General features: G+C 46.2%; 17 protein-coding genes. 3 read left to right on the forward strand and 14 right to left on the reverse strand.

What is annotated here, in order from left to right; translation table 11 throughout:
* Nucleotides 1–3: 3 nt before the first annotated feature.
* The 9 genes from J2S00_RS14060 to J2S00_RS14100 all read right to left on the reverse strand — a co-directional run bounded on the left by J2S00_RS14060 (nucleotide 4) and on the right by J2S00_RS14100 (nucleotide 9,417).
* Nucleotides 4–636: a GntR family transcriptional regulator gene (locus J2S00_RS14060; RefSeq protein ID WP_307341026.1), complete on the reverse strand. Its 633-nt coding sequence runs from the start codon at nucleotides 634–636 to the stop codon at nucleotides 4–6.
* Nucleotides 637–748: 112 nt separating this feature from the next.
* Nucleotides 749–1,951 carry a mandelate racemase/muconate lactonizing enzyme family protein gene (locus tag J2S00_RS14065; RefSeq protein ID WP_307341028.1) on the reverse strand — a complete coding sequence of 401 codons (1,203 nt, stop codon included), beginning with the start codon at nucleotides 1,949–1,951 and terminating at the stop codon, nucleotides 749–751.
* 12 nt (nucleotides 1,952–1,963) lie between these two features.
* Nucleotides 1,964–2,644, reverse strand: a complete 681-nt coding sequence (locus J2S00_RS14070) for a mandelate racemase/muconate lactonizing enzyme family protein (RefSeq protein ID WP_307341030.1) — start codon at nucleotides 2,642–2,644, stop codon at nucleotides 1,964–1,966.
* Nucleotides 2,610–3,812: a phosphopyruvate hydratase gene (eno, locus tag J2S00_RS14075; protein WP_307341033.1), complete on the reverse strand. Its 1,203-nt coding sequence runs from the start codon at nucleotides 3,810–3,812 to the stop codon at nucleotides 2,610–2,612. The genes J2S00_RS14070 and eno overlap by 35 nt, the downstream gene beginning before the upstream one ends.
* Entirely contained in the window at nucleotides 3,809–4,807 is a 999-nt protein-coding gene (locus J2S00_RS14080; protein ID WP_307341036.1) for a phosphotransferase family protein, read from the reverse strand. Before J2S00_RS14080 ends, eno begins: the two co-directional genes overlap by 4 nt.
* 226 nt (nucleotides 4,808–5,033) lie before the next feature.
* On the reverse strand, nucleotides 5,034–6,572 hold the full coding sequence (locus J2S00_RS14085) for a fumarate hydratase (protein ID WP_307341038.1): 1,539 nt from the start codon (nucleotides 6,570–6,572) through the stop codon (nucleotides 5,034–5,036).
* A 117-nt stretch (nucleotides 6,573–6,689) separates the two neighbouring features.
* Nucleotides 6,690–7,322 carry a histidine phosphatase family protein gene (locus J2S00_RS14090; protein WP_307341040.1) on the reverse strand — a complete coding sequence of 211 codons (633 nt, stop codon included), beginning with the start codon at nucleotides 7,320–7,322 and terminating at the stop codon, nucleotides 6,690–6,692.
* An 86-nt stretch (nucleotides 7,323–7,408) separates the two neighbouring features.
* Nucleotides 7,409–7,912, reverse strand: coding sequence for a protease complex subunit PrcB family protein (locus J2S00_RS14095; protein ID WP_307341042.1), 504 nt, complete (start codon nucleotides 7,910–7,912; stop codon nucleotides 7,409–7,411).
* A 119-nt stretch (nucleotides 7,913–8,031) separates the two neighbouring features.
* Entirely contained in the window at nucleotides 8,032–9,417 is a 1,386-nt protein-coding gene (locus tag J2S00_RS14100; protein ID WP_307341046.1) for an amidase, read from the reverse strand.
* Nucleotides 9,418–9,758: 341 nt separating this feature from the next.
* Between J2S00_RS14100 and J2S00_RS14105 the strand changes: the two genes are divergently transcribed.
* Together J2S00_RS14105 and J2S00_RS14110 are read left to right on the forward strand one after the other, a co-directional pair.
* The gene (locus tag J2S00_RS14105) at nucleotides 9,759–10,421 is read left to right on the forward strand and encodes a TerC family protein (RefSeq protein ID WP_307341049.1); all 663 of its coding nucleotides are present in this window, start codon (nucleotides 9,759–9,761) and stop codon (nucleotides 10,419–10,421) included.
* Nucleotides 10,422–10,491: 70 nt separating this feature from the next.
* The gene (locus J2S00_RS14110; protein WP_370875883.1) at nucleotides 10,492–11,307 is read left to right on the forward strand and encodes an ATP-grasp domain-containing protein; all 816 of its coding nucleotides are present in this window, start codon (nucleotides 10,492–10,494) and stop codon (nucleotides 11,305–11,307) included.
* Nucleotides 11,308–11,374: 67 nt separating this feature from the next.
* On the opposite strand, the gene J2S00_RS14115 is transcribed toward J2S00_RS14110, so the two are convergent.
* The 5 genes from J2S00_RS14115 to J2S00_RS14135 form a co-directional block, all read right to left on the reverse strand.
* On the reverse strand, nucleotides 11,375–12,298 hold the full coding sequence (locus J2S00_RS14115) for a hypothetical protein (protein ID WP_307341054.1): 924 nt from the start codon (nucleotides 12,296–12,298) through the stop codon (nucleotides 11,375–11,377).
* 171 nt (nucleotides 12,299–12,469) lie between these two features.
* Nucleotides 12,470–13,180: a trehalose operon repressor gene (treR, locus tag J2S00_RS14120; RefSeq protein WP_307341056.1), complete on the reverse strand. Its 711-nt coding sequence runs from the start codon at nucleotides 13,178–13,180 to the stop codon at nucleotides 12,470–12,472.
* Nucleotides 13,181–13,201: 21 nt separating this feature from the next.
* Nucleotides 13,202–14,887 (reverse strand): alpha,alpha-phosphotrehalase, encoded by a 1,686-nt coding sequence (gene treC, locus J2S00_RS14125; RefSeq protein ID WP_307341058.1) that lies wholly within the window; start codon nucleotides 14,885–14,887, stop codon nucleotides 13,202–13,204.
* Nucleotides 14,884–16,299: a PTS system trehalose-specific EIIBC component gene (treP, locus tag J2S00_RS14130; RefSeq protein ID WP_307341060.1), complete on the reverse strand. Its 1,416-nt coding sequence runs from the start codon at nucleotides 16,297–16,299 to the stop codon at nucleotides 14,884–14,886. Before treP ends, treC begins: the two co-directional genes overlap by 4 nt.
* A gap of 308 nt (nucleotides 16,300–16,607) precedes the next feature.
* The gene (locus tag J2S00_RS14135; protein ID WP_307341062.1) at nucleotides 16,608–17,555 is read right to left on the reverse strand and encodes a DMT family transporter; all 948 of its coding nucleotides are present in this window, start codon (nucleotides 17,553–17,555) and stop codon (nucleotides 16,608–16,610) included.
* Between the two features lie 294 nt (nucleotides 17,556–17,849).
* Here J2S00_RS14135 and J2S00_RS14140 point away from each other — a divergent pair, with 294 nt between their 5' ends.
* Nucleotides 17,850–18,152 carry an ArsR/SmtB family transcription factor gene (locus J2S00_RS14140; RefSeq protein ID WP_307341063.1) on the forward strand — a complete coding sequence of 101 codons (303 nt, stop codon included), beginning with the start codon at nucleotides 17,850–17,852 and terminating at the stop codon, nucleotides 18,150–18,152.

An 18,152-nucleotide genomic window follows, 5' to 3' on the forward strand; every position in this document is an offset into this window, starting at 1 on the left:
CTGTTACTCAAGGAACACCCTCCACGAATCATCTAAATCAAGATGGCGATACAACTCTGCGGTTAACCGCGCCTCGTCCCGATTGCGAATTGCTTCCAGGATCGACAGATGTTGTTCCGCCACCCTGGTCAGGTTTTGGTGATATTGGGTGGAAACCAGTGCAATGAACCTTCGAATCTGGGCATCGACGGTTAACCACAACCGCAAAAACACGTTCTTGTTGGCGCCTTCAATGATCAACTGGTGAAAACGGCAATCCTCGGCCGTAAATTGAAGTACATTTCCATCCAAGGCAAGCTGCATCATACGCCGTACAACGTCCTCGAAGGGGGCCAAATCAAAAGGACGCTTGATCAACGCCTTGGCCGAAGAGATTTCGATCAGCTTCCTGAACTCAAAAAGCTGCTCCATTTCATGAAAAGAGATTTCTGTTACAAAGGTTCCTGTGTGTGGAATGACGTTGACCAAGCCCTCCATTTCTAAAACCCTCAGCGCCTCGCGCACCGGCGCTTGACTTGTGCCAAAAGAGTTGGCGACTTGGAGCTCTCTGATTCGCGTTCCCGGACGCAATTGACCGGTTATGATCTGTAGCCGTAACTCGGATAAAATTTGCTCCCGCCGTACGTTGGTTGTCACTTGTGCCTGCACTCCAATGCTGTATATATTGGTTATTGATAGCCGTATGTTAAAAACTTTTAAAATGAGACTTCTGGTAGTTAGATTAACGATGATCCCTGAAGATGTCAATTTAAAAATTGTTTCCTAAATCATCTTTCCAAGGATCACCCACCGCCCAATGGGTATTTACTCCTGAATCTTTTGTCACTCTACGAATGAGATCATCCCGTTTTAAAAGTTCCGGCAAGAGTTCCGCTCCGATTCCTGGAGCCTCAGGGATCTGCATAAACCCGTTTTTCACCTGAATCGGATTGGTCACAATATTTTTGAAGTATGTGTTATAAAATGCACGTACCGACTCACAAATAAACAGATTCGGGATATTGGCGCAAATATGTGCATTAGCAAGGCTGATAATTGGACCTCCGCAGTTATGGGGAGCAATTGGGAGTTGATACGCGCTTGCCAAAGTGGCAATCTTTTTCATTTCAGAAATGCCGCCAACCCAAGCAATATCCGGCATGACAATATCTACTGCTTCCTGCTGAAGCAGAGGTAAGAATTGGAACCGGCTAAATAACCGCTCACTCGCACAAATAGGAGACGTTGTTGTATTGCGAAGCTGTCTCAATGCCCCGATGTTATCCGCAGGAATAAGATCCTCAAGCCACATCACATCATAAGGTTCCAGTGCTTTGGCAATCTTGATTGCGGAAGGCAGATTCCAGCAGGCATGCCCCTCTATGGCAATTTCCATCTTGTCTCCCACAGCCTGGCGAATCCGTTCGACAATGCTCACCCCATAAGCCAGGTCCTCTTTCGAAATCGATTGACCTCCCGTTTTGACCGATAATTCGTCAAAATGCCAGATTTTCATGGCGCGAATGCCGTCAGCCAAAAGGCTTTGCGCCAGCTCTTCGGGGTTTTCGGTAAAGAGTTCATGATCCTGGTACGGACCATGGCTCACACAAGTATTATAAACCGGGATTTCTTCCCTGCATTTTCCACCCAGCAGGCGATAGACAGGCAAATTGCTGGCCTTGCCAAGAATATCCCAAAGCGCCATATCTATGGCACTTAACGCACGAAGTTCCGCTCCAGCGTATCCATGGTAGTTAATCGCCTGGAACATATCCCTCCACAGACGTTCGATATCGAAAGGATTCTGGCCAAGGATCAGACCTGTCAATACATCGTGGATCACGGCCACCGAAGAGGATGGTCGCGGAAATGTTTCCCCAAGTCCGGTTATCCCTTCATCGGTATGTATTTGTACAAATAAAAGATGCGGATGTTCCGGAATCTGAATGGTTTCAACTGCAGTGATTTTCATCTTGATCCCCCCCTATGCTTCAAAAAAACTCTCTCCATCTTTGCGGTATTGGTATGCGATATCTTCGTCCAATTCGATTCCCAAACCCGGTTTCTCGGTTAGCGTCAAATATCCGTTGTGTATCAAGGGTTTATCCGAGTCCTTCACTAGATCATTCCAGAAGGGTACACTGGCAGAGTGCCACTCCAGGACAAGGAAGTTCGGAATCGCTGCACAAACATGGGCGGCCGCAACTGTTCCAATCGGACTACTGATATTGTGGGGAGCAACTGCGACATTGTGCATATCCGCCAAATCTGCGATACGTCTGGCTTCCAACAAGCCTCCCACTTTCTGAAAATCAGGAGCAAGAATATTGACTGCCTGCTTTTGCAAAATCTCATAAAATTGGTGCCTTAAATAGTGATTTTCACCGGAAGCGATCGGAACACTTGTGGCGTGCGTCACCCAATGCAAGGAATAGATATTCTCCGGAGGGACAGGATCTTCCATCCACAATAGGTTAAAAGGTTGACAAGCTCTAGCCAATTTAATAGCGTCGTTGACATTGTAATTCCAATGACAATCAATGGCGAGGTCCACTTCATTTCCCACCGCTTCACGGACTGCTTCCACCAGGCTTACCATGAACTCGATTTCCTTCATTGCTAAGGAACGGTTATAGTCTGGATCCGATTTTAATCTGCCCTCCACCGACTCCCACTGCCAAATCAGACAGAGTAGCATCTTCTGTTTCTCCAGAACGAGCTGAAATAATAGTATTCATACCAGACTGTTGAGCCAACTTTATTGCTGCAATCGTTTCCGTGAACGTGCCAATTTGATTCATTTTTATTAGTACCGCATCTCCGGCTTGTTCCTTAACGCCCATTTTTATTCGCTGCGGGTTTGTTGCGAACAAATCGTCACCAATCAATTGAACGCGATGTCCTAATCTTCGTGTCAGTTCCTTCCACCCCTCCCAGTCTTCTTCAGCCAAGCCGTCTTCGATTGATAATATTGGATATTCATTGACCCATTTTTCAAGCAAATCAATCATTTCTAAAGAACTCAATATACGATTCTCAGATTTTAAATGATACATTCCATCCTCTGGATGATAGAAATGTGAAGCAGCTACATCCAGGGCAATCATAACATCCTTACCCGGCAATAACCCTCCCATTTCTACGGCCTGAAGAAGTAACTCTAATGCCTCTCGATGTGAGCTTAATTGAGGACCAAATCCTCCTTCATCCGCAAATAGGGAGGATTGGTATCCCTTTTCTTCTAATACTTGCTTAAGATTCCAAAAAACATTGGATACGATCTCCAACGCATGTGGAAAATTCATCGCGCCGATGGGAATAATCAAGAAATCCTGAAGATCAATGTTTTTGCCTGCATGAAGACCACCGCTAATCATATTGACCATAGGCAATGGAATTTCAAGATTATGATTATTAAAATATTTTTGAGCGATATAAAGATACAAAGGACATTTCTTTGCTTTGGCAACTGCATGAATGACTGCAAAGGAAACACCAAGGATGGCATTCGCACCTAATCGGGACTTGTTTGCAGTACCGTCCATTTCAATCATCGTGTAGTCAATTGCTTCATGTTCCTCCGCATCCATCCCTATAAGTTTAGCAGCCAATTCCTCATTAACATGTTTTACTGCAGAAAGTACACCCATCCCCCGGAATCGACTGAGATCTCCGTCTCTAAGTTCCCATGCTTCATATTTTCCAGTTGATGCACCCGAAGGAACCATCATGCGCCCTGTATCCCCAGATTCAAGTAAGACTTCTACCTCTACCGTTGGGTTCCCACGTGAATCCAAGATTTCCCTCCCATTTATCGATTTAATGCGATTCATAGAGTGCTGTCCCCTCCCATGACTTCATGAAAAAATTGATCTAGCGGAACCTTCCTTGAGCCTCTTAAAATATTTAAAGCCGTCATTCGTATTTCTTTAATTAATTTATCATCTTGTAAATAGCTGACCGGAGATTTTCCATCTAATCTACTAAGTAGAAAAAGCCCTAAATGACATGGAAATTTTTCACTGATTTGCTCCCCATATTCATCTAATAATGCCAAAACTGTACGGACAGCTTCTGTCCGTTTTTCCAATGCCCATCCCTTAAGTAACAAATGAGCAATACAGGATACCAGATCAAAAACAGGATTCCCCCAATGGGCAACTTCGTAATCCAGTAAAATTAACGAATGATCTTGATCGACGAGAATATTTTTAGGTGTAAAATCTCCATGGACAAGACAGAATTGTACCTCAGTTAAGTCCTTGACTAACACTTGAACCATGTTTTTTAATTCAGCATACTTTTGTCCTATGTAATGATAAAAAGGGTCAATTCTAAGTTGTTTAGAAAATCTCAAATCTTTTAACTGAGCGATTTGATTTTCATTCATAGATAAACTTTGCTTATGAATCATCTTCAGCAATCGACCTACATTGCTAGCAACAGATTGATCGAATATACCCTCCATCAGTTGATTCTTCCAGGGTATTGTGCTTTCGGGTGCACAATTCATAATTAAAATATGCCTTTCTAAATCATGATGGATGATCCCAGGTACTGTATCACTTGGGATTAAGTCTTGCAAAAACCTCATCACCAATTGCTCGCGAAAAATACGATCGACATCCGAATACCATTCTTCCTGAACTTTAAGTTTGGGCAGAGCTTGTTTCAACACCCAACGTTTGGACGGTGTCGTGATTTTCCAAACCATATTTGAAACACCGCCTGTCAATAATTCAACTTTCAATTGTTCATCGATGTTTACCCATTCCATTTGCCGCAGATATGAAACTACTTCTTCATGGGTACTTAATAACCAGCTCATTTAACAGCCTCCCGTTGCCGAAGAATTACTTTTAGGTAATTCTTGGAGAGGATATGTTTTGCTTATTTTTTAACATCTGTCTTATCGATATATTATCGATAATCATACAAAATGTCAATTTATTTTTATTTTTTATGGTTGTGGGGCTGTGATCTTGTCATACTCCAGGCGCACAAAAATGAAAGTTCCCTCCAGTGACGGAGGGAACTTCTGTTATAAATGTCTTTTAATTAAATACCGGCTCTTTGAACTGAGCCAGACGCTCCAGTGAAGATTTTTCCACATCTTCATGCAAGCTGTTGCCATGAGCATCCATGGTGACGATGGCGGCAAAGTTCTCCACTTCAAGATGCCACATGGCTTCCGGAATACCGAATTCTTTCAGGAAATGAACATCTTTGACATCTTTAATACACTTGGCGTAATATTGGGCCGCTCCGCCAATGGCATTGAGATACACTGCCCCGTGTTCTTTAAGACCAGCCAGTGTTTTGGGGCCCATACCGCCTTTACCAATCACGGCCCGGATGCCAAACTTTTTGATGATATCCGCCTGGTAAGGTTCTTCACGGATACTGGTGGTAGGTCCTGCTGCCTTGACATGCCACTTGCCGTTTTCATCCTGTAACATCACTGGGCCGCAGTGATAAATCACCTGGCCATTCAGATCAACCGGTGCATCATGGTCCATTAGATACTTGTGAATGGCATCACGGCCAGTGTACATGGAACCATTAATGATCACCACATCGCCCACTTTTAGCTGGCGAATCTGCTCCTCTGTAATCGGCGGGGTTAGGACCACTTCCCGGGCGCCTTCACTCTTGGCCACTTCAACGATTCTCTTCACTTCCATCTCGATTGGCCGTTCATCTTTATACAACCAGCGTTTAATCTCCCCTGTTGCAGGGTCCACCACGACACCCAGACGGCGGAAAGCCCAGCAGTTGTAAGCGACTGAAACAAAGAAGCTGGCCGGGATGCGGTTCATCACCCCGATCTTACAGCCCAGCAAGGTGGTTTCACCACCGAATCCCATAGTGCCAATACCCAGCTTATTGGCGTTTTCCATGATGTACTCTTCCAGCTTGGCCAGCTCTGGGTTAGGATTAACGTCATCCACTTCCCGGAACAGTTGCTTCTTGGCCAGTTCATAACCGGTGGCCCGGTCTCCGCCAATACCGACACCAATGAAACCGGCGCTGCAGCCCTGTCCCTGGGCTTGATAGACACTGTGTAAAATGCATTTGCGAATCCCGTCCAGATCACGGCCCGCCCGGCCCAATCCTTCCAGTTCAGTGGGCAAGCTGTACTGGATGTTTTTGTTTTCACAGCCGCCTCCTTTGAGAATCAGGCGGACGTCAATTTCATCTTTTTCCCACTGTTCATACTTAATGACAGGCGTTCCTTCCCCAAGGTTGTCTCCGCTGTTCTCCCCGGTTAAGGAGTCCACAGAGTTGGGACGCAACTTGCCGTCTTTAGTGGCCTGAGCAATCGCCTCACGAATCGCTTCGGTCATCTCCAGCTGATTGGCACCAACCGGTGTTTTAATGATAAAGGTGGGCAAGCCGGTGTCCTGACAGATGGGGGACACGTTTTCTTCTGCCATGGTGATGTTCTCGCTGATGGTGGATAATGATAAGGCGGCACGTGTACCCGCATTCTCCCGGGCCTTCGCTTTGGCAATGGCTGCCCGAACATCAGGCGGCAAGTTGGTGGATGTTTCTACAATTAACTTGTACATGCTTTCCCTAAAGTTTTTCATAGACAATATACCCCTTCCCATCATCAACGGTCCCGTTTCTATGATTTTAACGATTAAGAATAATCTTCTTTCATTATTATAAACGCTTTCTTGAACAGGCTCAAAGCAAAAAGCGGCTTAACCAGCTCCCAGCTTTTGGTTTATGACCTGATTCACTTGCAGATGAGGTTGTTCATTAACCCCCAAAATCATGAACTGCTTCTCCGTACGAAAATCAATGGTGGTGATACTGGTATTTCCTACCGAAAATATTCGTTTTCCCGGCCATTTAATGCCTAAAAGGGCCATCAACATACACCCGATGAATGTGCCGTGGGAGACAACTACAACCCGCTCTCCAAAGTGACGTTGCAACAGGTCATCCACAACACTTAAAGCCCGTTGATACACCTGCTCGGCCTGTTCCACATCTTCCAGACCACACGATAACAAATCGGTCTGAAAATAAGCGGGATACTTTTGTTTGATGTCACTTGCGGTTAACTTCTCAAAACGGCCTAACTTGATTTCCCGCAGATCCTCTCTGGTTTGAACAGAAAGATCATGGTAACGGGCAATGACCAGAGCGGTATCATAGGCCCTGCTCAAATCACTGGAATAAAGTGCGTCAATTTGGTCGTCCGCCAGCCATTCGGCCAACAGCTGGGCCTGTTGCTTTCCCTCTGGAGAGAGAGGAAAGTCAGACTGGCCCTGCATCCGCCCTTCCCTGTTAGCCACAGTTTCCCCATGCCGAATCAAACGTAAATGCACACTGTTTCTCCTCTCTTTTTTCTTTCTATTGTAACATACCGGGCCATAAGACAAGGACGCTGGTGTTCCAACCAGCGCCCTGAACTTTAAGATTTAGACAGGTTAAACTCGGCTTCTTCATACTTTCCATCCACTTTTAACAACAGGACCGGGTAGGTGATCATGGTCAAATGCATATCACCGGGCTTCGGATCCGTATACGCCGCTTCCACGAGGAGTGTGTGACCCTGGACTTGCACACGGACCGGTTCGATGCCATATCCGGAACTGGCGCTTTCACCACGGGCAATGAGGATATAGGTGGCTCCTTCAGCCTGTTTAATTCCCTGATACTCCTTTCTTCCATTTTGCTCCACCCAGTCTTGAATGTCTGCTGGCAGCTTTGCTTGGGTACCCGATTGAATATCCTGGCTGAGTATAATGTCATAGTCCACTTCTCTTGTCTCTGTCTCGTCAGGGAGAAGCTCACCGGAACCGGATTGGGATGTTTCGGTAGAGAAGATATCGGTGACAGCGAAGATCCAGCCCCCCAGAATAAGCATCACCAGCACCGTAAAGCCCCAGCCTTTGATCCCTTTCAATTTGCTCATCTAATATCACCCTGTTCTTGTCTTGTTTAATTATATAGACGAGAAATATATTGCTAATGTTGCACCCTGGTAAAAGTTCCCTGTTTTTTCCTAGACAGGGTGGGTTACTTTTTTGAAGATTAAATTCCAGGCTTTCTTGTATGCCAGGGAAACGCTTGTTCATAAGCATAAGCGAGACGTAAAACCAGGGAATCTTCCATCCTGCGGCCAATCACTTGCATGCCAATTGGTCTTTCATCTCTCGTAAATCCAACAGGAACAGAAGCGGCTGGATGACCCGTTAAGTTAAAGACAGGGGTCAACATCCAGTCAGAGGCGGGATGTATCTCTTTATCATTAATAGTTGACGGCCCTTTAATTTGATAGGAAAAAGCTGCAACCGCCAAAGTGGGGCAAACAAGCAGATCATAGGTTTGGAACAGCTGCTGCAGGGTTTGCCACACTTTCGTGCGCACCCGCTCCACATGTTTGTAATCCATTAAGCTCACTTGTTGACCTTTTTCAATGATATAGACCATATCTTCACTCAACTGATCTTTAAAACGAGGTAGCAGTCCCCGGTGCTGGGAGGCAAAATGGGCCAGCCATAAAAGGTTAAACGCTTGGTCCACCGTCCGCTTAGACAGACCAAAGTCAAGGTTCACTTCTTCCACATAGCAGCCAAGCTCACTTAGGTGCTGCATCCCTTGCTCCACTGCTTTCTCTACCTCTTTATCAATTTCGTACCACCCCAAGTTGCGGCTGTATGCGACACGCTTCCCTTGGACCCCGTCTTGAAGAGATTGCACAACATCTATGGGATCTTCAGGCAAACAGAAAGGATCACTGGGATGAGGCCCGGCCATCACTGAATAAAAAAGAGCCGCATCCTCCACTGTCCTGGTGAGCGGGCCATGGTGCAGAAATGGATGCTGGTAGCCAAAACTGTTCTCCGTATGAAATCCGGTTCCTGATGGAATCCGCCCATAGGTTGGTTTAAAACCGAACACACCGCACAAGCTGGCCGGAATGCGGATCGAACCTCCTCCATCACTTCCTTCAGCTAAAGGAACCAGACCGGCGGCAACCGCCGCTGCTGCCCCGCCACTGGATCCGCCCGCCGTTTTATCCAGAGCCCACGGATTGCGGGTTGGGCCAAATAACTTGTTATCGGTGGTTCCTTTGTAACCAAATTCGGGGGTATTGGTTTTGCCCAAGATAATAGCTCCAGCCTGTTTAATGCGCTGAACACAGATCGCATCCACATCGGGCACATGCTCAGCATAGACCAGTGAACCATAGGTGGTTCTCAGCCCTCTGGTAGGGGTTAAATCTTTAATCGCCACAGGAATCCCGTGCAAGGGATTAAGCCTTTCACCCTTGATGATTGCTTGCTCAGCCTGCTTAGCCTGCATTAACGCACCTTCCGGATTGAGGGTACAAAAAGCATTAACCTTAGGGTTAATTTGCTCAATCCGTTTCAAAAAGGTCTGTATCACATCCACAGGCGAGAGTTCCTTTGCCACCATCAACTTCCTCAGCTGTACTGCAGACATATAACATACGTTTGGACTATCCAAACTCTTGCACCTCTTTTCTAATAGTTCAGGATATTAAATGTTAGCTAATACCTAACTTTAATGAAATTTTACACAAAAAACACGAGGAGGCAAAGCAACCGAGTGCCTCCTCGTTGAATACTGAAAAAAGTCACTGCGGATCAAGATTACCCCAGATCAGCCTGAAATGTCACTTTAACATCCTCAACATACCCCAGTTGCAGCACTTCGAGTTGTAAAAATCGACTGCACAACGACTATCTGCTCCTCTTTTGACATATACATGTCCCAAGGGGAGGGACAAGAACATGGAGTGGTGGTTACTGGCTTTTGTTAAAATTGTGTTCATCAATATGATCTTAAGTGGAGACAATGCCATTGTCATTGCCATGGCTAGCCGAAATTTGCCTGAAGCCAAGCGGCGGCTGGCTATCTTTTGGGGAGCGTTCGGCGCCATTGCCTTACGAGTCATCCTTACCGTAGTCGCTATTCAGTTGTTAAGTATCCCCTTTTTAATGGCCGTTGGCGCGCTTTTGCTGCTGTGGGTGGCCATTAAATTGTTGGCCGATCAAGAACAAGAGAAAGACATCCAAGCATCCAATGTATTGCTGACTGTGGTGATGACCATTATGATGGCTGACTTTATTATGAGCTTGGATAATGTGGTTGCTATTGCTGCCGTTGCCAAAGGGGATCTGCTTTTAATCACATTGGGCTTAATCCTTAGCATCCCCATTATCATCTGGGGGAGCCATTTTGTCTTGAAGCTCTTAGACCGCTATCCTGTTTTTTTATATTTAGGTGCCGCCATCTTAGGCTTCACGGCCGGAGAAATGGTGTTGGAAGATCAAAAAGTATCTCCCTGGCTTGAAAGTGTGTGGCCTCTTCCTCACTGGGGCCTCCCAGTTGCCCTGGCTTTACTGGTTATGGGGGCAGGACACATCTCCAAAAATAGCAAAACGTGCTATTGACGAAAAGCTTTTTGCGCATATGATAGATAATAGAATGAGTTTCTTACTTGGGGAACGGAGAGGAAGAGCAATGAAGCTGGTCACTTTTCAACCGATGCGCACCATTGGTCTGCCCAATGTCTCTTATATTAAGCCGGAACATCTTTTCAAAGAGAAACAAACCATTGCTGAAGCAGATTGGATTTTGTTTCCTGAATATTGGCAAGTTAATGTTCTGGTTTACGGCCTGAAAAAGCGTATTTTCCCCAGCATCCAGTCTTACCATCTAGGACATAACAAAGTTGAAATGACCCGCGCCTTATGGGCCGTTTGTCCTGAACATGTGCCCTATACCCAAATCTTGGCCAATACGGAGGCTAATATTGAACACATTCTGGAGGAGTTTCCCTTTCCGTTTATCGCCAAGGAAGTGCGCAACTCCATGGGCAGAGGGGTCTTCCTGATCGAGTCAGAAGCCCAGCTTCAAGACTATGCCCGGCATAATGATATATTATATGTGCAGGAGTATCTGCCTATCGACCGTGATTTGCGTATCACCTTTGTCGGTGATGAAGTGATCGGGGCTTACTGGCGTGTAGGGCAAGAGGGACATTTTCTTAATAATGTGGCTCAAGGGGGAACCATCTCCTTCGAACACGTCCCGCCCGGTGCCATTCGCCTGGTGGAAACCGTGGCCAAGCAGTTAGGGATTAACCATGCCGGCTTCGATATAGCGGTGGTGGGAGAGCGCTTGTACTTTCTCGAGTTTAATGTACTATTTGGCAATATGGGCTTCAGGGATAACCAGCAGCTGATTGAACGCAAGATATGGGAGTACCTCTTAACCCACAGTTCCCCCGATTCTCCGCCGTTTAAGCCAATCACACCAGCGCCCCGTGCTTCGTAAACCCTTGACAGAAAGGAAAACCAGTCCCGCCTTTGCACACAAGCAAGGACAGGACTGGTTTTTTTGATTAGCTCTGAGGTTCTCCTTCAACATTTTCAGATTGTTCAGGCACCGCCTGCGGTTCAACAGGTTGTGCTGGTGCTTTGGACTGCTTTTGTTCCTGGGGTTGTGCCTGTTCATTTGAGGAATGCTGTTGTTGCTGCCCCGATTCCTGTTGAAGCTGACCCAGCTTTTGGTAGAGAATTTGCAATTCTTTTTTAAGCTTGGCCATCTCCTTGGCGACAGCCATTTTGATCATTTTTTCCAATTCCTTTTGTATTTTTGGATCTTTCATGAGCAACAGCATGGCGTCAGCCATGTCAGCGCGTAAATCAGGATTTTCAGCAATGGCCCCAAACGCTTCAATCTGTTGTTTAAGCAGGCGGTTTTTCAGTTGTTGGTCCTTTAACAACTGTTCGTTTGTCTGTAATGTTAACGCTCGCACTCTTCTGGCAGTGGCATCATGTTTTAAAGCCAATTCCTGTTCGGTTAGGTTCTGTTCCAAAATGGCCTGGCGCAGGTCAGAATCGCGGACAGCCTTGGCCCTGGCTTCTTGCTGGCTTTTGACAAGCCGCCGGTATTTGTCTTCTTCCTCGGTCATTTTTTCCATGATTGCCAGCGTTGAATCCATCAATTGTTGTTGACCCTCTTTCGTGTTCGTCATCAGTTTATTCACATCTACATTAAATTGTATCAACCGGTCTCTCAGTTCAGGGTCTTTAAGCATATGCTGTTGTTCGCTCAGGCTATTGCGCAGGATCACACGGCCAGTTTTATTGTTTTTTTGGACGGTTTGCAGCCTGCCCTCGGAAAATGACCTTTGGATGGCGTCATTCTTGGCCATCTTTTCAATGGTTTGGGCCTTCATTTGCCCCTGCTGCTGACAGCCGGTCGTTACCAAAACCATCATTATCACCAACACCGGCCAAAACCTCATGATTGTGTTGATCATGCTGTTCTTCCTCCTGAGTAAGATATGTACATATGTTATCTTGTACCCAGGAGCTGGTAATATGCGTAAAAAATTACGTTAAAATTGAAATTGATGCATGGTGCCGGTGGGTATAAAAAGGTGGGTATAAAAAACAGAGGCCATCCCCTGCCTGGGGGCCTCTGCTGTGGTTTAATGCCGTCTGGCAAAGTCAACAAATTGAAATTTATCCGGGCGGTGGCGGGACTCGGTGTATTGGAACAAGGTGGCATCGTCCAGATAGACATAGTTTTTGACCAGCACAATAAAATCATAACCTTGCAGATCAAGATAGCGCCTGTCTTCTGCAGTGGCTTTTTCGATGGAGATCACTTTCTTGGCGAAGCTGATTTTCAAGCCCAGATCCTGTTCCAGATATTCATACAGGGACCGTTCACAGATGTCTTTAGTTAAGCGGGGGACGTGCTGGGCGGCAATATAATCCCGGTCCAGAATCATTGCTTCCCCATCAATCTTGCGGCTGCGGATAATTTTCCACACTTTGTCCTTGGGGGAGACCGGCAGATGTTCCTTCAGCCAGGCGTCCGGTTCAATCAAAGCCAACTGGTGGCAAATGGTTTCGGCCTCTCTGCCCATCTTTTCAGCCAACTCTTTGAAGCTGACCAACCCCGACACCGGAAAGTTAATCCGGGGAATGTCCAGGACAATGGAGCCTTTACCCTGGATTTTTTGGATATATCCTTGCTGGGCCAACAGGTTTAAAGCCTTGCGGACCGTCTCCCGCGACGTTTGGTACAGCTCACACAGTTCATGTTCTGAAGGGAGTTTGGCCTGGGGCTTGAGCTCCCCTGATTCTATTTTTCCGGACAAATCAGCATAAATGTGCAAGTATTTGTTCTCCATCTGCCACACCCTATCTCCATTTTAATGCTTTCTGAGATGATACACAACCGATTCGTAAGGACGCAGCCTGATCTGTCTGAAATCGGCCGGTGTGTCCGGATAATTGGAGATCAGGATGCGGCTGTCTGCCCCGTCCACGTTTATATCACCAGGCAGTTCAAACAGTGTCTCTTGCCGGTAGAAGTTGTTAATCACCAGCAACATTTCCTGGCCATAGGTGCGCAGATAGGCAAAGATCTGCGGATGATCTTCCAATATTAAGCGGTAATCCCCGTAGGTGATGATGTCCAGCTCTTTGCGCAACTTGATTAACTTTTGGTAGTGGTAAAAAATCGAGTCCGGATCGGCTAGTGCCTGTTGCACATTAATCTGCTTGTAATTGGGGGCCACGTTAATCCAAGGCGTTCCGTCGGTAAATCCGGCGTGCCGGCTGTCATCCCACTGCATGGGGGTACGGGAGTTGTCTCTGGATTTCTTTTTAATCATGTCCATTATTGCCTGTTCACTGAGCCCCTCTGCCTTTTTCATGCGGTAGATGTTCAGGGTCTCAACGTCACGGTAATCGCTGATGTTCTCAAACTTGGGATCCGTCATGCCAATCTCTTCCCCCTGATAAATATAAGGGGTGCCCTGCATCATATGGATGGTGGTGGCCAGCATTTTGGCCGACTCCCGGTGATACTGTCCGTCATCCCCGTAGCGGGAGACCACGCGAGGCTGATCATGGTTACACCAGAACAAGGCATTCCAGCCGTTGCCTTCATGCATTTTAACCTGCCATTCGGACAAAATGCGTTTTAAAGCCAGAAAATCAAAGTCAGCTACTGCCCATTTTTCTCCGCCGGGATAATCCACTTTCAAATGATGGAAGTTAAAGGTCATATTCAATTCTTTCCGTTCAGGATTGGTGTATTGGATACAATGCTCGATAGATGTGGAAGACATCTCACCGACTGTCATGATGTCATATTTTGAAAAAACTTCCCGGTTCATCTCCTGTAAAAATTCATGTACCCGGGGGCCATCCGTATAGAAACGGCGTCCGTCTCCAGGAGGCACGCTCCCGTCATCATCGGGGAAGCGCTGGTCTTTGGAAATCAGGTTGATCACGTCCAGCCTGAAGCCGTCAACCCCCTTTTTTAACCAAAAATGCATCATCTCATAGATGCGGCGGCGCACCTCTTCATTTTCCCAGTTCAGATCAGCCTGGGTCACATCAAACAGATGCAAATAGTACTGCCCGGTCTGAGGATCATATTCCCAAGCCGGACCGCCAAATTTAGATTGCCAATTGTTCGGTTCCCGTCCGTCTTTCGGGTTATTCCAAATATAAAAGTCCCGGTAAGGGTTGGTTCTGGATTGGCGGCTGGCTTTAAACCACTCATGTTCGGTGGAGGTATGGTTAACGACCATATCCATGATCACTTTGATGTTGCGCCGGTGGGCTTCAGCCAAGAGCTGCTCAAAATCGGCCATCGTGCCATAACGCTCGTCAATTCGATAGTAATCACTGATATCATAACCGTTATCCCGCTGTGGGGATTGATAGATCGGGGTTAACCAAATGACGTCAACCCCCAATGTTTTAAGATAGTCGAGCTTGTGGATGATGCCTTGCAAGTCGCCTTCACCGTTTCCTGTGGTATCCTTGAAACTTTTGGGATAAATTTGGTAGACCACTGCTCTTTTCCACCAGGGTTCTCTCATACTTGTCCACCTCTCAGTTTGGCATAGCCCAGCGTCAGGGCAAAAGGAACAATCAAGGCAATCGCCATGCCGATGAAGAACGCCCCCCACTGCTGCGGGAAGATGGAGAGGAATCCCGGCAGCCCGCCGACACCGATGGATGCCGCTCTCACTTGATTAAGGGTAATAAACGCAGCAGCCGTAGCGGACCCGATCATGGCACAAATAAAGGGATACTTAAATCTCAAATTCACACCAAACATGGCCGGTTCCGTAATGCCCAGATAAGCCGAAACTGAAGATGTTAACGATAATCCTTTTATTTTTTTATCCCGGCTGGCAAACATCATCGCCAAAGCCGCCGAGCCCTGAGAAATATTGGACAAGGCCAGGATGGGCCATAAGAATGTTCCGCCAATGGTGCCGATCAGTTGTAAATCGACGGCTAAGAAAGTATGATGCATCCCTGTCACCACAAGCACAGCATAAAAGCCACCGTAGATCAATCCGCCCAAGAGGGCAAAATGCTCGAACAGCGTCACAAAAGCAGAGGTAATGGCATTGCCGGCCGCAAAAGTGACCGGACCGATCAAGGTAAAGGCTAAGAAGCCTGTTAACAACAAAGTAACGGGGGCGACCACCAGCAGTTTAAACGCATCGGGTACTCTCCTGTCTAAAAACTGCTCCACTTTGGCCAGAACATAAGCGGCAAAAAGCACAGGCAGGACTTGCCCCTGATAACCGATTTTGGACACCTCAAATCCGAATAAATGCCAGGTCGGGACCGTTCCCTCTTGTACCGCTTCAGCATAAGCCCATGCATTTAACAAGGCCGGGTGCACCAGCATGAGACCAAGAACAACCCCCAACAGAGGGCTTCCGCCAAATTTTTTAACCGCAGACCAGCCAATCAAGGCCGGCAGGAAAACGAAGGCCGTATTGGCAATCAGGTTAATGATGTCGGCTAAATCAGCCCACTGGGTGTGAACGTCAATCAAGGCTTGATCCTCATAGAAAATGCCCGGACCAGCCAAAAGATTGTGAATACCCATTAACAAGCCAGCCGTGACAATGGCAGGCAAGATGGGAATAAAAATGTCGGCCAAGGTTTTAATGGCCCGTTGTAAAGGATTGAGCTTTTTCTCCGCGGCATCTTTAACATCCTGTTTGGTCGCGTGGCCGATGCCCGTGATCTCGGTCAATTCTTTGTATACTTTATCGACTGCACCTTGACCGATGACGACCTGAAACTGGCCGTTGGCTGAAAAAGCCCCCTTGACCAAGTCAATGTTCTCCAGTTTCTCTTTGTCCACTTTACTTTCATCTTTTAAAGCAAAACGCAAGCGGGTGACACAGTGGCTGGCCGCCACAATATTGTCTTTACCCCCAATCGCCTCAACAATCTGTTCTACTGATGCTCTGTCGACTGCCATCGCTCTTCCTCCCGTTTCCAATATATCCAACAAATGTTTTTGAAAAAGCGCTTCCAATTGTTGCTACACTTGTAACTGATCTTGTATATACAAGATTTGAACCCTTTACAAGTTTAACTTGTCTATACAAGATCGTCAATGACAAAGTTGTCCAAACCGTATCCTTGCCTAACCCAGAAAGGCTGCCCCAAAGTCATGGTACTTCAGGGCAGCCTCTGTTAATTTCCAGGATGAACGTTTTATGTTGGAAATTCTTTTATTAATAAATCAGCTCACACGAGCGAAGCTGCTTGAAACTCAAGTTTCCTTTAATAGCTTTGTTCAACTGTTTCCTTTGTGGTTGTTTTAGTTTTGGACAAGGAAGAGAAGCTGATTCCTAGCACAATCATACATCCTCCGCACACCATCTCCAGTGTGAGTGGTTCCCCCAGAAAGAGCCAGCTAAACACCACCCCGAAAACAGGAACCAACAGGGTTGAAATGGTGGCTGTCGCTGTATCTATCCTGTTTAAAAGATAAAACCAAATGGTAAAGCACAAAGCAGAGGCCAGCACACCGGTAAACAGCACGGCAAAGAGGCTTGTTACGTTCAGCACAATTGGTTGGCCCCACTCCGCCAGAACAGCCAAAATAGTAATGCCCACAGCCCCAAACACCATTTGATAGGCATTCACCTGTATACGGTCTTGACCAGAGAACTTAAGTTGATAATAAATGTTAGCCACTGCCCAGCACAGGGCAGCAAGCAAAATGAGACTTTCTCCCCATATCACGGCAGGGGTTTGCTGTTTCCATAAGTCGACTCCCAAGATAAGGAAGAGCCCTGCGATGCCTAAAATCAAGCCTATGACTTTTCTCAACCCGAGCTTTTGATTTAAAAAGTGACTGGCTAGCAAGCTGCTCCAAATGGGCATCGTATACAGGATAATGGACGACTTTCCTGCTTCAACAAAGCGCATCCCATACATAATCAGGGCAAAAACCAAAACTGTTTGTATCAGTCCAAGAATGAGCAAGGGTTTCCATTGTAAGTTGTGAAAAGTAAGCCGGCGAAGCCCCCATAAAAGCAGAAGCAATGCCAATGATCCCACGGTAAAACGGAAAGCTGAAAAGGTAAACGGGCCCATATAATCCAAACCTACTTTCATCCATACCCAACCATAACCCCAGATAAACGTTATGGTTAGAATAAGAACGACGATAAACATCCTAGATGACGTAAATAAAGCCAAAGCTTGCCGCCACTTTTTCTGCATGTGACCCACTCCTTATCAATAGATTCTGTAAGGTCCCGTCAACTTCTAACCAGATTTTTTACATGTGGTTCATCTATAATATATTGGCAGATCTTTTATCATAAAGAATACTCGTAGCGGACCAAAATTTCCACTACGAGCCTCATTCCCTTTTAAGATCTCCCTTATCTCCATTTTTCCCGCGGGTACCAATTTTTTTTGACATAAAACCACTCAAGGCATTCCTGAACCATTGCAAATCATGTAATATAAAAATACGAAAAACGATTGAATGTGATAAACTTGGAGGTAGCAATGGAACTGTTGGAAGTGTTTAAGGCCTTGTCCAATGAAACGAGATTGCAGATCTTACAGTGGTTAAAAAATCCTGAAGTTCACTTTCCAAAATCGCAAAACACAAATATACGCGAAGACGGGGTTTGCGTGAGCGACATCCAAAAAAAAGTTGGAATGTCACAATCTACAGTGTCCCATTACCTGTCCATGCTTCAAAATGCCGGATTGATAAAAGCCAAACGAATCGGGCAATGGACTTATTATAAACGGGATGAGGAGAACATCAAAAAAATAATCGAATTGTTATCGAATGATTTATAA

The organism is Caldalkalibacillus uzonensis (assembly GCF_030814135.1).
Lineage (GTDB): Bacteria > Bacillota > Bacilli > Caldalkalibacillales > Caldalkalibacillaceae > Caldalkalibacillus > Caldalkalibacillus uzonensis.

What these genes read in the sequence shown, in the direction of transcription:
- J2S00_RS14065 (WP_307341028.1), bottom strand. Translation starts at nt 1,951, where the DNA reads ATGAAAATCACTGCAGTTGAAACCATTCAGATTCCGGAACATCCGCAT.
- eno (WP_307341033.1), bottom strand. Translation starts at nt 3,812, where the DNA reads ATGAATCGCATTAAATCGATAAATGGGAGGGAAATCTTGGATTCACGT.
- J2S00_RS14080 (WP_307341036.1), bottom strand. Translation starts at nt 4,807, where the DNA reads ATGAGCTGGTTATTAAGTACCCATGAAGAAGTAGTTTCATATCTGCGG.
- J2S00_RS14085 (WP_307341038.1), bottom strand. Translation starts at nt 6,572, where the DNA reads ATGAAAAACTTTAGGGAAAGCATGTACAAGTTAATTGTAGAAACATCC.
- J2S00_RS14095 (WP_307341042.1), bottom strand. Translation starts at nt 7,912, where the DNA reads ATGAGCAAATTGAAAGGGATCAAAGGCTGGGGCTTTACGGTGCTGGTG.
- J2S00_RS14105 (WP_307341049.1), top strand. Translation starts at nt 9,759, where the DNA reads ATGGAGTGGTGGTTACTGGCTTTTGTTAAAATTGTGTTCATCAATATG.
- J2S00_RS14110 (WP_370875883.1), top strand. Translation starts at nt 10,492, where the DNA reads ATGAAGCTGGTCACTTTTCAACCGATGCGCACCATTGGTCTGCCCAAT.
- J2S00_RS14115 (WP_307341054.1), bottom strand. Translation starts at nt 12,298, where the DNA reads ATGATCAACACAATCATGAGGTTTTGGCCGGTGTTGGTGATAATGATG.
- treR (WP_307341056.1), bottom strand. Translation starts at nt 13,180, where the DNA reads ATGGAGAACAAATACTTGCACATTTATGCTGATTTGTCCGGAAAAATA.
- treC (WP_307341058.1), bottom strand. Translation starts at nt 14,887, where the DNA reads ATGAGAGAACCCTGGTGGAAAAGAGCAGTGGTCTACCAAATTTATCCC.
- treP (WP_307341060.1), bottom strand. Translation starts at nt 16,299, where the DNA reads ATGGCAGTCGACAGAGCATCAGTAGAACAGATTGTTGAGGCGATTGGG.
- J2S00_RS14135 (WP_307341062.1), bottom strand. Translation starts at nt 17,555, where the DNA reads ATGCAGAAAAAGTGGCGGCAAGCTTTGGCTTTATTTACGTCATCTAGG.
- J2S00_RS14140 (WP_307341063.1), top strand. Translation starts at nt 17,850, where the DNA reads ATGGAACTGTTGGAAGTGTTTAAGGCCTTGTCCAATGAAACGAGATTG.